Below are 13,549 nucleotides of genomic sequence, written 5' to 3' on the forward strand. Positions count from 1 at the left end.
ATATATATTATGTAATTTTAGTACTAACTTTAACTATTTCCCAACTTCCTCCACATATTCCCATGTTTCTCCTTTATCTTTTGATTGATAAAGTGCGCTGCTATTACCATTATAATCTCCATCTGCCCCTTGCCCAACTAACATATTAAAGACTCCATCTTTCTCATAAGGCATACCTGGAGAATCAAAAGGACTTATTATAGACTGTGTATGATCTAATTTCACTTCATGCGGCGGATAATTTACCTTTTTGAAAGATAGGCCTCCATCATCTGTACGATATAACTCTCCCTCATTACCAGAAGGTCTAACTGCTCCTAAAAACCCCAGTTTATCATTTATAAAAGTAATTCCTGACACACTACCAATTCCTCCGTTGAATGGGTCTGTATTGATAACCTCCCATGTTTTACCTCCATCACTAGTCTTGCTTAGTGAATAAAAAGCGCTACCTAATGCTTTTTCTGTCATATTTAGTTTATAACCAACTTCCTTTGACAGGAAAAACTGTTCCTTATCATTCGTTAAATCTTGTTTCTTCTCTTTAGACCTATCTTTATTTGGAGGAGTCTTTGATTTACTCCAATTTGCGTCACATATTAAGTTATATCTAGCAGGTACTACCTCTTTCTCTTTTCCAGGGACAAATATAGACACCGTATATCCAATGATTTCAGAAGTTGCTTCTTCAAGATTATGCTCCTTACCATCCTCATTAATATTAATAATTCCCTCTGTATTATATCCCCAATTCCTTTTCCCATAATAAATCAATCCGTACTTACCTTCATTCCACTTACTAACTGTTTGCTTAACTGGAATAGCCTTAACCGTTTTAATTAGAGGTTCTACTAGTTTATCATCATCATAATCAGGATTTACATACCCGTCTCGTATTACAGTAATATCTTCTGATTTCTTCTTATCATAAGATATTAAATAAGTTTCCTCTTTCCCATCAGCAGTTTTCCCATAAACAAATGTATCAAACGCTGTGATTGTTCCATCTGAACGAAATGTAAGATCAAAATCAGTTGCCATATATAATTTCTTTGGCAAAGTATATTTTTTATTTATATCTTCAAAAATACCTTCTACTCCAGATTCATATATATTATTATGTTTAAATTTAACTGATCTTTCATGTTTTACCCTTTCTATAAACCATGCAAGTTTGCCATTATAATTTGTTGCACTTTTATAAATCTGTACTCCATAAAACGATGTGATTACAACAATAATGATAATAGAAATATATTTCCATGCAGTTGAATTAGTTAATCTTTTAGATTCATATTCTCTATCTTTTATCACTCTCATTGTAGTAAATGTAGTTATAGATATAAAAAATACTACACATAATAATAAAATATAAGTATTATAATTAGCTCTTCCATACATACATAATGAAGCTAACTCATAACAAAAAATCCAGTATCCAATTATTAATACTGGATTTGTTAATAATGACATAAGTATCCTTTTCGTATTTTTCCCAAATATAGAAATCACTCCTAATTAAATGTATCAATGACATTAAGTATACTTTGTTTTACCAAATATTTGTATAATCCTTTAATCATCATATTATTTAATTACATACGAATTAAAGGTAAAGAAATCGGAATTGATATAGTAATTAAAAGAAAATAAAAAAGCATCCCATCATGCAAAGATCAGTGCTAATCTCTTAATTCCAATTTTTATTAACATTATTCCCATAGAACTAAAACAAAAATTCACTGTACTCATATCGCAGATGCAGTCGCTCAAATAAGTGCTCTAATGATGCTTAGTGTTAGCACACTAAGCATCATTACATCAGGTTTTCATCTGAAATAAACAATTAATTTTTAAATTCAAATCAGTATCCATTACTTATGATTCGGTTCACCATACTTTACCTAGCAAATTGAACTAGCCGTCTACTCTCATATTTAAGAATTGAACAAGTTGATCATTTAAATAACTTGTACTATAAGAAAAATCATTTTGATACCACTCAATAATTATGCCAATAATCGCATTTGCTTGATAAGAACAATAGAGTGAATGATTAACTTCTTCTTTAAGCAAAGCTTCTTGATCTTGAAGTAACAAATGCTTTATTTCCTCGAACAATGAATAATAGTACATTAATGGAACCTTTTTTGAGAAAACAATTCTGTAGAATGATTTATATTTTTCGATATGATGAAAAATCCGAATGGTAGAAGGATCTAATTTACTAGTTTTCAATACTGATACATGGCGATAAGGTTCTTGATAAGAACGTGCCAAATCTGCTGTAATTTCTTTGAAGTATTCCTCAAATAAATCTTCTATTTGTGTATAATGCAAGTAAAATGTACCGCGATTTATTTTTGCTTTTCTGCAAATTTCCGAGATTGAGATGACTTCTAGACTTTTTTCGTTTAGTAATTCTAACAATGCGTTATGTAACGCCTCTTTCGTTTTCACAATACGCATATCTGTACGCATCATTTTTTTCACCTCTTATTGAACACATTTCTTACTATGTGTTAATTATTGAACATTTATCGTTATTTTGCTCATTGTAAGCGCTCTTTTATATTATTATAATTTTTATTGAACAACTGTTCAATAAATACAAAGGGGGCCGTTTCGGATGAGATTAACAGAAAAAGTAGCAATTGTCACTGGTGCTGCGTCAGGTATGGGGAAAGCAATTGCAGAAGGTTATGCAAAAGAAGGGGCAAAGGTCGTTGTATCAGACTTAAACTTAGAAGGGGCTCAAAGTGTAGTACAGGGAATTAAAGCTACAGGCGGAGAGGCCATTGCTGTTCAAACAAACGTTACTTCCGATGAAGATCTACAACGTCTTTTCGATGAAACAAAACAAGCTTATGGGAAATTAGATATTCTTGTTAATAATGCAGGTATTATGGACGGAATGGAGCCTGTTGGTGAAATTTCAGACGAACGCTGGGAGAAAGTTTTCTCTGTAAATACAGTATCTGTTATGAAAACAATGCGTATGGCAGTAAATCTCTTCTTGGAACAAGGACACGGTACGATCGTCAATAATATTTCTGCAGGCGGATTATACGGTGCACGTGCTGGCGCTGCTTACACAGCATCTAAACATGCAGTCGTTGGCCTAACAAAAAACACGGCCTTTATGTATGCGAACAAAAACATCCGTTGTAACGGTATCGCTCCTGGAGCAGTCATGACAAACATCGCTTCTTCAATGACTAGTTTGAGCGAATTTGGTGCAAGCCGCCAAGCATTAGGTATGGCAATTAATCCCCGTGCCGGACAACCAGAAGAAGTTGCACAACTAGCTATCTTCTTAGGCTCAGACGAGGCTAGTTTCGTAAACGGACAAGTCATTGCTGTAGACGGCGGCTGGACTTCCTATTAATTTTAATTCACACCTAATAAGATCACTAATTTAGTGGTCTTATTTACTTATATATTATCCATTTTGATTTTCCAACATATAAGTCACGGCTATGAAGAACAAAAGGTGATCTACACTCGTTTTCTCTCTTTGTTTTCACTTGGCATGGGGCAGGAAAAGGCCCTGGCCGCTTCTATGCATGGCCAGATGCTCTCTCCCATCTAAAAAGAGGGGGTTTATGTCGTTTTTTAAATTTGTACTTATATAGTTACCTATGGTACGGTTCAACGTGACTATATAAATCCATTTCATCTAAGTCATTGCTATGCAAAATACAACATGACCTACACTCACTTGCTCCCTTTGTTTTAACCTCGCATGTGGCAGGAAAAGGCCCTGACCGCTTCTATGCATGGCCGGATTCTCTCTCCCACCTCTAAAAAGAAAAGGGGGGGTATTTTGTTTTTTAACTTGTATATATCCTAACACTCAACTAACTCATTATCTTCTATAAACATCTGAATTTGACAACTATAAGATTCTGTATTAAAAAAATCGTTAAATAACTCCACTTCAATGAAACGGTTAATTTTCAAATGATTTTCTTTTACATATGTAACGATTTTTCTTCGGCATTCTTCCTCGTTCTCTTTACTATAGGCTAACGTTACATACTTTCCCTTTGGTAATATTTTTATATTGTGTTTATCTTCTATATTCAAATCCCCTTGAACCCCACTAAAAACATACTTTGGTTCTACATTCCACCCTGCATTCACATCATATATAATCCCTCTTTCCATTGACATTTTCCCTCCCTTCTCATGAATGATTTTTTCTAAATTCGAATAGTAAAGTAACTCCTGTAAACTTCCTACTTCTTTACATGGTGCTATCATTATGTAACGCTGTTCAAAAAACTGAATAGAGATTTCATCATCATGTAATACATCTTTGAAATTCTCTATATTCATATTTAAGCTATCAATAGTTTTGATTACTTCTTGCATTTTCTTTATGTTTTCTTCTGCTTCATCTCTTTTTAATTGTAAAAATTGTAGTAATTTCTCCGTATCACAGTCCTTAAAAATCTCTTGAAGTTCTACTATACTCGTTCGTAACTCTCTACAGCTTTTTATAATATCTATATGAATAAATTGATCTATAGAATAATATCTATAACCTGTTGTTTCATCAATATATCTTGGAATAAGTATTCCCATTTTGTGATAATATCGTAACGCTTTTATGGTAATGTCCTTTATTTTCGCAACTTCCCCAATAGAAAATAAGTTTTTCACCCGAATCACTTCCTTTATGCTTTTTCTCATATGAGTGTTGACTCTCCTCTTAGGGGAGACCTTATGATCATAATAAGACATTTGCAATAAAATACAAAATTTACTTATACACAAGGGAGTTTCGAAACATGAATACAGTAACATACAGAAGCCTAGTTAAAGAAGATTATGAAGCGGTTAAAACATTGATTGGTGAAGCATTTGGCTTCAATGAATTGATTACGGATAAGAAATTTTTAGATTCAGCATTAAACATCTATCTACAAAGTTGTATTTTAGAAAGTTCATTTAGCAAAGTGGCAGAAAAAGACAATAAAATTATTGGTGTTATTTTGGGCGATTCAAAAAAAGACAAAAATCGTTTAAAGAAAGCTCATAATACTGTAAGTCTTGCCTATTCCATGCTTAAAGTACTCATGGCTAATAAGGAAAATAAAAAATTCATAAAAGAATTCTCAAAAGTTCAAGATGCATATAAAGAACTTATAAAAGAAAAAAAAGATGATTTTCAAGGTTGTATCCAGTTATTTATTGTATCAGGAGAATCTAGAGGTCTTGGAGTTGGAAAAGCTCTAATGAATCATTTGTATAATTATATGAAAAGTATGGATGTGGAATCCTTATATCTATATACAGATAATAGATGTAACTATGGATTTTATGACAGTCAAAACTTTAAACGTATAAATGAAAAAGAAATTTGTTTGGATTCAATGAAAGATAAACTGAATGTATTTTTATACTGTTATGATTTTTAATGAATAGTAAAAACCGTATCTCTTTTTGGGATACGGTTCTCTGCTCTTTACTAATTAGTAAAGAGTCATCTTGAGCATTATATATGCATCAATTAAAAAACCGACATAAAACCCCTCTTTTTAAGTGGGAGAGAGCATTTATTCATGCATAGGAGCGGGCAGGGCCTTTTTCTGCCACATGCGGAGTAAAAGCAGAAAGAGCAAACGAGTGTAGATGTATCAACTAATCAAGTAATGAATGCAATTACAAAAGATAAAAAATATTATGATCGGTATTTGAACCACTCAGTATTGAAATGCTGAGATTTCTGCGAACACCAGTGTAACCACTGGTTATTGTACGTGATTCATGCTGTAGAAAAAAGGAGAGAACGACATGGAATGGGTTCATGAATTATTCCAGCAATACGGCTACTATGTAGTACTTGTTGGAACACTGTTAGAATATATTGCATTTCCGTTTCCGGGGGAGCCGACGTTAGTGTATGCGGGTTATTTGGCACATATAGGAGAGCTGCAATTATCAAATTTAATTATCTTATCATGTATTGGAACGAGTGTCGGAATGACAATTCAGTACTTTTTAGGGAATAAACTTGGTATGCCTTTTGTACAGAAATATGGAAAATATGTATTTTTAACACAAAGAAAAATTGATTTAACGAGAATGTGGTTTGATAAATATGGATATTTCCTTATCTTTATTGGATTCTTTGTCCCAGGCGTACGTCATTTTACTGGATACTTTGCAGGGATTATTAATTTACCGTTCCGCCGTTTTGCCATAACGATCTACTCCGGTGCTCTATTTTGGGTATCTTTCTTCTTAATCGGTGGCTATTGGTTAGGAGGAAACTTACATGATATATTTGGAGTGCTTGGACCGCACATTGGGAAAATTATCTTCGGAGTGATTGTCATTGTAGCCATTACGTTAGGTATTCGTTTTCGTAAAAAATTAAAGTGTATGTTTGTACAAAATATAAGTTAATACGAAATTCATTTTGTTCAAAAGTTAAAAATAGTTAGAGTTAATACAATGGAGCTTGTTCAAATTGAACAAGCTCCTTAAAATTAAGCAAATACTCTCTTAACCTCTTTTGCAATTTCATTCATTAAATCTTCCGCTTGCGGATATAAACCAACTTTATCCATAAACGCATGATCTGTACCGTTGTACTGAATAAGCTTCGTAGGCACGCCGCTGCGAGCAAGCTTTGCCGCATAAGCTTCGCATTCTACTTTTAAATAATCAAATTCAGCAGTTGCAATTAGCGTCGGCGGCATACTGCTTAACTGATTTGACAGCAGCGGAGAAACATGAGGATCTGTAATTTCCGCATTATTTTGCAAATAGAGTTGGAAAAGTAACTCTCCGCTTTCACCCATCGCTGAAATCATTGGAGTGATTATCTCTGCATGGTTACGAATCTCATACTGGTCGAGACCCCAATTGAAATCTTCGGTTTGGACGCCAGCCATATTCACTGTCGGATAAATAAGCGCTTGAAGCTTAATCATCCCCGTTCCCTTTTCAATATCCATCAGTGTGCACACCGTAGCTAAATTACCACCTGCACTGTCTCCAGATACGGCAATTTGCTGTGGATTCACACGAATTTCTTCAGCATGCTCATACACCCATGTTATGGATTCGAAACAATCTGTCAGCCCTGCTGGATATGGATGCTCTGGCGCTAAGCGGTAATCAACAGAAATAACAACGGCACCTGCCTTTTCTGCCAATGCTTTACACGGATTTTCCACGACATCAACACTTCCAGCTATGAACCCTCCGCCGTGAATGAAGATAACAGCAGGCAGAACTCCTTCGTTAGAAGGCGTATAGATTCGCAGAGGAATCGGTCCATTTGTTCCATCAATTGTTTTATAAGTGGTTTCGACTTTACTTTTCGTAACATCGTCATTCTTCCAACCAAACATAGCTCGCATTCCCGTAACAAACCCCATAGTATTTGAAGGATCAAATGACTCGTTTGTCATCGCAGCCATTTTTTCTGCCGTTTGTAAAGTCACTTGGAGAACCCGAGGATCTAATTCGCAGGTCGCATCAGAATCAGGAATCGGTTTCGCAATAAAATCGAAACCTCTTTTTTTGACAGCAGGTATCTCCTCACTCAATTTAGAAACTAGATTCACGTAAGAAGTTGTATTACTCATCATTACCGTCTCCTTTTTTGATCATTTGTATTTCGGAAAACTTGGTTACTGATTTCTCCCGTATTTCGCTGTACGAGAATCTGCAATGACGCCATTCCAATTCAGTCCAAAGGCGAAGTCATATACATGGCCCTCAGAATCAACGTGGCATTCCATATCATGTGCGACGTCTTCCAGCTGTTCCTCAACTGTTCTCATATTCGCTGGCATTTGCATCGGCAAGAGGCCTGATGGCTCGTAAACTCCCGACAGAGCATCCATGATCGCCTGATCTTGAACACCAAAGTTCGCTACGATCGCATCAACTTCCGCCTCGAACTCTGCGACAACCATTGGATTCGATAGCAAAATCGATACGACAACCGGCTTTCCTTTCATCATTTCTTTCGTTTCAAGCACCATGCCTAAGTCGTGCGAATTGTGTGTTGTAACTGTTTTACCTTTATAGGAACGGTTCAATATATCGGTTTCCCTAGGGTCACCAGCAATACTCCGTTCGCGGGCATGCTCGGCTGTATACGGTTTGTATTGAAGGCTAATCGGTACATAACCGTTGCCGCCATTATCGGCATCTTCCTGACTGTACCCCGCGCCTGACTTTGGACTTTGAATGAACACAAGCCCGAAATCTGCTTCATCTGGATCATTGGTAATATCGAAATATTGGGCTACAACGTCAAGATCGACTGGATGCTCTAGTTTCTCCGGCGTTGGCATACCAAACCAGTCCTTCCCAGCCGGCAAATACCGCTTCGGAATGTATACTTTACTTTTTGCTTGCATCGGCAGCGTCTGCCCCTTGTTTTTCAGAAGGACGATTGACTTCAGCTGAGCTTCATAGCCTTCTCTCAAGAAATCTGGATTACAGACGATTTTCTTGCTTTCCTCAGACAATAGATAAGGATTTTCGAAAAGACCAAGCTTAAACATATTCAGAAGCAGACGAACCGCTGATTGTTCGAACCGTTTTCTCATATAAGCTTCTCCGTGTTCAGATACACCTAATTGGTAAGCTTCTAGAACAGGCCCAACTTCGTTATTCCCTCCAAACTGATCCACGCCAGCCATTAATAGCTTATAGTGACGTTCCGCAACACTCAAATGTTCAACGCCCCATGACTTCCCTGTCAAAAACGTATCTTTACTGCCATCCTCATCAGCAGTAATCAACCAATCTGTACAAACAACGCCGTCATAACCATATCGCTCGCGTAGTAAGTCAGTAATTAAATAAGAATTATAAGAGTTACCGACGTTCTCTCCGTTTACTTGATCTTGATCGAACGAAATCGTGTAATATGGCATAACTGCGGAAGCCTTGCTCGTCTTGCCTTCTAGCTGAAAAGCCCCGTCGACGAACGGCTTCAAATGCTCCTTGAAATTGTTTCCTGGATAAACAGCATACTTTCCGCAACCAAAATGTGCGTCTCTTCCGCCTTCACCGCTTCCTCCTCCAGGCCAATGCTTCACCATCGCATTCACACTATCCAATCCCCAACCATCTTCTAGTTCCTGATCACCTTCTGATGTTTGGAAGCCGTCCACATAAGCGCGGGCCATATCTGTAGACAGAAGCGAGTCCTCGCCGAACGTGCCGCTGAAGCGGAACCAGCGCGGGTCGGTCGCAATATCAATTTGCGGTGACAGTGCTGTTGTCATACCAAGCGCCCTGTACTCCTTCGAGGCAACTTCTCCAAATTTACGTGTCACTTCAGGATCAAATGTCGCAGCAAGACCAAGCGTTTCCGGCCAAAATGATACGCGAGAAGCTGTTCCTGCACCGACGTTAAATTCGGAGCTGGCATCAGAACCGTGACGCGGATCCGAGCTGTTGTTTGCCGGAATGCCTAAACTTGTTCCTTCCGCAATAGCCTGCAGCTTGTTGTTCCAGCGCGCGGCTGTTTCTGGATTTTCAACTGTTGTTATGAGAACATGGCGGAGATGATCTTCGGTCAAAAATGCGATTTGCTCATCTGTCAAATCCCATGGCTTAGCGCCGCTCTCTTCGTAAGACTTTCCACCGTAAGTTCCTGGGAACCAACCGTCGCTCGCGGCTGGAATTGCTTGATGCCGACTGTATAACATCAATCCTGCAATCTCCTCGATGGACATCCGCGTAGCAAGATCTTTCGCCCGTTCCTCAGCCGATAACCTCCAGTCCTCATACGGCTTCAGAACCCCATCCTTACTTAAGTTTTTAAAAAACAAGCCGTTCTGCTCAATGATACGAACACTAGATAAAGCGGAATAGCCTAGTAGAGGCCCTTCTTCATTACGGACATATTCAATCGACGGCTGACCTGCATTTTTCTCTTTAGTTGACATAGAAGAACCCTCCATTTCTTAAAATGAAATCGTTATTCATCGCTATGAAGCGAGCATATAAATCATATAGAAATTTTAGAAAACGTTTACATTTTAATTATAAAAAAACCGCTCGTCTTCGAAAAGATAGCGGTTTATCAACTTTTATTGCAATATTTAATCTTTTTATAGAAACAACCTGAGTCATTTCATTAAAACAGGTTAAATTTTAACCCAATTCGTCACCAAACAGGAATGAGCTCAATCAACTGGGCACCATGCGGCTCTAAAATAGAAATACAAGTTCGACCGTTATCCACTTCAACATACTGACTAGTCATACGCGGCCGAGCGCCCGCTTTCAAGTATTCCACATCTTCAGAACAGAGCGATTTTGGTGCTCCCATCTCCACCCAGCGGTCATAACTGCTTCCGTGCTTTCGGCCAATCGTGCGGGTAACGATCCGATACTTGCCACTCGGTAAACCCGTAAGCTCCAGCTCTAACTTTACAGTCTTCACATCTTTGAAACCGTTATACCGGTTAACCGAATCGATAAAGGAAATATCGCCGAGCGCGTACAAATCATCGAAATGGCAATAATTAAAAGTCAGCACTTGATAACCGCCCCGGCCGGATGTAACGATGTAACGATCACCACGCTCAATGAGGCGATCACCCAATTTCGCCAGTAATTCATAGGCAAGCATGCCGGCTTTAGGTATGCCATATTGAGCAAGCAAACCGAGTCCACCATGAAATAAGTCTGGCGAAGCGGCCGTTTCTTCAATGTTGTCGCTCAGCACCCAGTAACCGAAGCCTTCAATGCTGTCTAAATTATCGATAATATTTTTGACGATATAAGCAGCCTTGTACAACGTATCATTCGTTAGTTCACGATGATACGAAGTCGAATTCCACTCTGTCAAATACAGATTGACCCCGGACATCTCATACTTCTCAAGCAGTCTTTTCTCGTTTGCAAGCCGATCCTTTAAAAAATCTGGATTCGGAGACACACCTCCGAACTCCTCAATCAGTTTCTGAAGCGACTCCAATTGCTTGAATTGCTCCATCTGCTCCAAGTTATTCAGCCTTTCATGCGGGTAAAAATGAAGCGGAATAAAATCCGGTAAGCACTGCCGCTCACGACAAAAAGTGAAAAACTCATCGTAAAATTTTTCCTCATCAAGCGTAATGATTCGGCCTGGAGCCCCGATTTGAAGACGAGGCGATATACGTTTTACCGTTTCATAGGTGTGAGCGTACAACTCCCTATACTCCTCCATCGTTCCCGGCCAAAATGCCTTCAACTCCGGTTCGTTCCAAAATTCGAATTTCCAAGATTCTACCTCTTCCCTGCCGTAACGATTCATGCAGTGGCGCAAAAAACGATCAACAAGCTCGCACCATTTATCTATAGATTTAGGCGGACTGATATAGCTCTTTACATAAAAAATGGTCTTGCCTTGGTCCGCTGCCAAAGCGGAGGGCATAAATCCAAGCTCAATAAACGGCTTAAGTTTGACTGAAAGAAGAAAATCGAATAGCTCATCGACCAATCTGAAATTGTATGTCGGCTGCCCTGCCTTATCCTCTGTGTACACCATCATCGAGTCATCAAATATGCCATGAAACCGCAAATAACGAAATGGGCAACGCTCCTGAACTATTTTAAGTTGCCGCTGCATGTCCGCATGCAATCCTTCTTTTGCTTTTCCAATCGTTATTAAGTTTTTCCATGTATGCCTGATTAGACTGCTGTGAGCGGATACATTGACCTGATATGCCTCCGTGTCCAGCGCCGTAATTTCTTCTGCCTGCTGCGAAGGACTTCTCTGTAAATATTGGCTAATGATTCCGAGCGCGCTCGATTGATTAAACGTCAAATAATTGGAAGATGCCCGTTCTTTCTTCTTGCCAAGGTCTGGACGAAAATGCTTCCGGTACTCGTTTGGCGTTACGTTATACCTTGTTTTAAAGGCAGTATAAAATGACTTGGCGTTCGGAAAACCGTGCTTCAGCGCGATATCCGCAATAGACGTTTCTCCATTGTGGAGCAGTTCCTCCACCGTATGTTTCAAACGAATGCTCGTCAAATAAGATTGAAAATTAAGGCCGATGTTATCACTGAAAAACTTAGACAAATACGGAATGGACAAAAATTCACGCTCAGCAATTGCCTGTAGTGTAATCGGTTCTTTATAATGGTCGTCAATGTAGGTAATGATACGAAGCATACGCTCCATATATTTCTCGTTCATAACTCCTGCGGATGCTGAAACCTTAAATTGTTTCAGAAGAATAGAGAGCACTTCTAACATTCGAATTTGCATGTCGATCTCATATACGTCACCTTTTTGATACGTTAGCTGCACCATCTCGGCCAGTAAACGACGAATCTCGTCTAAAGCATGACGCCGCTCCTTATCCGTCTCCCCCGAATAACAATCGAAGCTAATCTCATCCGCCCGTGCCACTTTTTCTTTCAAATAACTAAAAGGGATAAGAAACGTTGCGATAATGTTCCGATCAAGGCCAATCACCTCATGCACATGACATTGGTTGATTAGCAGCACGTCCCCTTCAGAAAGCGTCCGTTTCTCATGATGTAGTCTAACCTCCACCGTACCGCGCAGCACAAAAATAATTTCTACGCTGTTATGCCAATGACTCGGTACATAGTTCACACTGTTCAGTGAAACATCGAAAGGCAGACTGTCGTTCGTCTCAACCAACTCGTATACGGCATTTCGCATGAACCTCTCCCCCGCCTCCTAGAATGATAGTTTCTTTTTTCATTAGGCTCTGATTTGTGTTGTAATTCCACTAAAATTACAACACTGATAGATTGGGTATATCCTTTTTTATATAAATCCATTTTCATTTTTCGACATCTACATCCCTGCGGTGCAGAATAAAAAGTAACCTACACGCGTTTGTTCTTTCTGTTTTTACTTCGCATGTGGCAGAAAAAGGCCCTGACCATGCTCTCTCCCATCTAAAAAGAGGGGTTTTATGTCGTTTCTTTAATTGATGTATATATAGTATTATACCATTCAATTAGCAATCGATTTGAACAGCGTTTTTGTGGCAGAAGAAAAGTACGAAGAAATGCGATCGCTGCTGGAGCCTGATTTCATGTTTCTGCAGGTTATTCTGTTACTCAAAGTAATACAATAGATACAAATAACAGATATACTAAAATTAGAGCATACGCAGAATATAATGGATACCGTTTTGATGTATGGGAATCTGATTGGTTTAGTGATAGTAACGTAGAAAGTGGTACAGCATGAAGGTCAGCAGGAATATGTTTTGTAACATATCGCCCATTTTTTCCTAGTCTAATAATAAAGAAAAAGGAGGCATATATTTGAAACATAATAAAATACGTATTATTATGTTGGCAGCTATATCATTAATTGGTGGAACTTTACTTTTAAACAGTCTAGAGTTAGCTGAACCTCTTGTTCACTCCTCGGTACAATCAATAGGTGGAAATATAGATACAGCAACATATAACGTCGTTTTAAATAATTATGCTAATAGCTTTCAAGTATTGGGCGGAATTATATTTGGCGTAGGCTTTTTCTTCTTTATATATTCATTGTTTTTTACAAAAAAATAAAAAATCC

At 38.3% G+C, this 13,549-nt stretch carries 10 protein-coding genes; 4 read left to right on the forward strand and 6 right to left on the reverse strand.

All coding sequences use genetic code 11. The annotated features are described in order from the left end of the window. Positions 1 to 33: 33 nt before the first annotated feature. Entirely contained in the window at positions 34 to 1,473 is a 1,440-nt protein-coding gene (locus tag ACIQ7L_RS05370; protein ID WP_400567296.1) for a WD40/YVTN/BNR-like repeat-containing protein, read from the reverse strand. Between the two features lie 444 nt (positions 1,474 to 1,917). Beyond that, a complete protein-coding gene (locus ACIQ7L_RS05375; RefSeq protein ID WP_400567298.1) occupies positions 1,918 to 2,484 on the reverse strand; it encodes a TetR/AcrR family transcriptional regulator in 567 nt (188 codons plus the stop codon). A 145-nt stretch (positions 2,485 to 2,629) separates the two neighbouring features. Here ACIQ7L_RS05375 and ACIQ7L_RS05380 point away from each other — a divergent pair, with 145 nt between their 5' ends. Continuing rightward, positions 2,630 to 3,388, forward strand: coding sequence for an SDR family oxidoreductase (locus tag ACIQ7L_RS05380; protein ID WP_400567300.1), 759 nt, complete (start codon positions 2,630 to 2,632; stop codon positions 3,386 to 3,388). 461 nt (positions 3,389 to 3,849) lie between these two features. Here the strand turns inward: ACIQ7L_RS05380 and ACIQ7L_RS05385 are convergent, their stop codons facing one another. Then, positions 3,850 to 4,698 (reverse strand): MerR family transcriptional regulator, encoded by an 849-nt coding sequence (locus ACIQ7L_RS05385; RefSeq protein ID WP_400567302.1) that lies wholly within the window; start codon positions 4,696 to 4,698, stop codon positions 3,850 to 3,852. Between the two features lie 98 nt (positions 4,699 to 4,796). Here ACIQ7L_RS05385 and ACIQ7L_RS05390 point away from each other — a divergent pair, with 98 nt between their 5' ends. After that, positions 4,797 to 5,426, forward strand: coding sequence for a GNAT family N-acetyltransferase (locus ACIQ7L_RS05390; RefSeq protein ID WP_400567304.1), 630 nt, complete (start codon positions 4,797 to 4,799; stop codon positions 5,424 to 5,426). 376 nt (positions 5,427 to 5,802) lie between these two features. Continuing rightward, entirely contained in the window at positions 5,803 to 6,417 is a 615-nt protein-coding gene (locus ACIQ7L_RS05395; protein ID WP_400567306.1) for a DedA family protein, read from the forward strand. Between the two features lie 83 nt (positions 6,418 to 6,500). Here ACIQ7L_RS05395 and ACIQ7L_RS05400 read toward each other — a convergent pair whose 3' ends face one another. The 3 genes from ACIQ7L_RS05400 to ACIQ7L_RS05410 all read right to left on the reverse strand — a co-directional run bounded on the left by ACIQ7L_RS05400 (position 6,501) and on the right by ACIQ7L_RS05410 (position 12,670). Continuing rightward, a complete protein-coding gene (locus tag ACIQ7L_RS05400) occupies positions 6,501 to 7,607 on the reverse strand; it encodes an alpha/beta hydrolase (RefSeq protein ID WP_400567308.1) in 1,107 nt (368 codons plus the stop codon). Positions 7,608 to 7,652: 45 nt separating this feature from the next. Then, positions 7,653 to 9,932, reverse strand: a complete 2,280-nt coding sequence (locus ACIQ7L_RS05405) for a glycoside hydrolase family 3 protein (RefSeq protein WP_400567309.1) — start codon at positions 9,930 to 9,932, stop codon at positions 7,653 to 7,655. Between the two features lie 221 nt (positions 9,933 to 10,153). Then, the gene (locus ACIQ7L_RS05410; RefSeq protein WP_400567311.1) at positions 10,154 to 12,670 is read right to left on the reverse strand and encodes a GH39 family glycosyl hydrolase; all 2,517 of its coding nucleotides are present in this window, start codon (positions 12,668 to 12,670) and stop codon (positions 10,154 to 10,156) included. Between the two features lie 617 nt (positions 12,671 to 13,287). Between ACIQ7L_RS05410 and ACIQ7L_RS05415 the strand changes: the two genes are divergently transcribed. Next, entirely contained in the window at positions 13,288 to 13,542 is a 255-nt protein-coding gene (locus ACIQ7L_RS05415; protein WP_400567313.1) for a hypothetical protein, read from the forward strand. The last annotated feature ends 7 nt before the right edge of the window (positions 13,543 to 13,549 follow it).

Origin of the sequence: Bacillus sp. NPDC094106 (assembly GCF_044764345.1) — a bacterium.
GTDB lineage: Bacteria > Bacillota > Bacilli > Bacillales > Bacillaceae_G > Bacillus_A.

Bases quoted from the DNA above. Each gene is read 5' to 3' on its own strand.
- ACIQ7L_RS05370 (WP_400567296.1), bottom strand. From the start codon at position 1,473: ATGTCATTATTAACAAATCCAGTATTAATAATTGGATACTGGATTTTT.
- ACIQ7L_RS05375 (WP_400567298.1), bottom strand. From the start codon at position 2,484: ATGATGCGTACAGATATGCGTATTGTGAAAACGAAAGAGGCGTTACAT.
- ACIQ7L_RS05380 (WP_400567300.1), top strand. From the start codon at position 2,630: ATGAGATTAACAGAAAAAGTAGCAATTGTCACTGGTGCTGCGTCAGGT.
- ACIQ7L_RS05385 (WP_400567302.1), bottom strand. From the start codon at position 4,698: ATGAGAAAAAGCATAAAGGAAGTGATTCGGGTGAAAAACTTATTTTCT.
- ACIQ7L_RS05390 (WP_400567304.1), top strand. From the start codon at position 4,797: ATGAATACAGTAACATACAGAAGCCTAGTTAAAGAAGATTATGAAGCG.
- ACIQ7L_RS05395 (WP_400567306.1), top strand. From the start codon at position 5,803: ATGGAATGGGTTCATGAATTATTCCAGCAATACGGCTACTATGTAGTA.
- ACIQ7L_RS05400 (WP_400567308.1), bottom strand. From the start codon at position 7,607: ATGAGTAATACAACTTCTTACGTGAATCTAGTTTCTAAATTGAGTGAG.
- ACIQ7L_RS05405 (WP_400567309.1), bottom strand. From the start codon at position 9,932: ATGTCAACTAAAGAGAAAAATGCAGGTCAGCCGTCGATTGAATATGTC.
- ACIQ7L_RS05410 (WP_400567311.1), bottom strand. From the start codon at position 12,670: ATGCGAAATGCCGTATACGAGTTGGTTGAGACGAACGACAGTCTGCCT.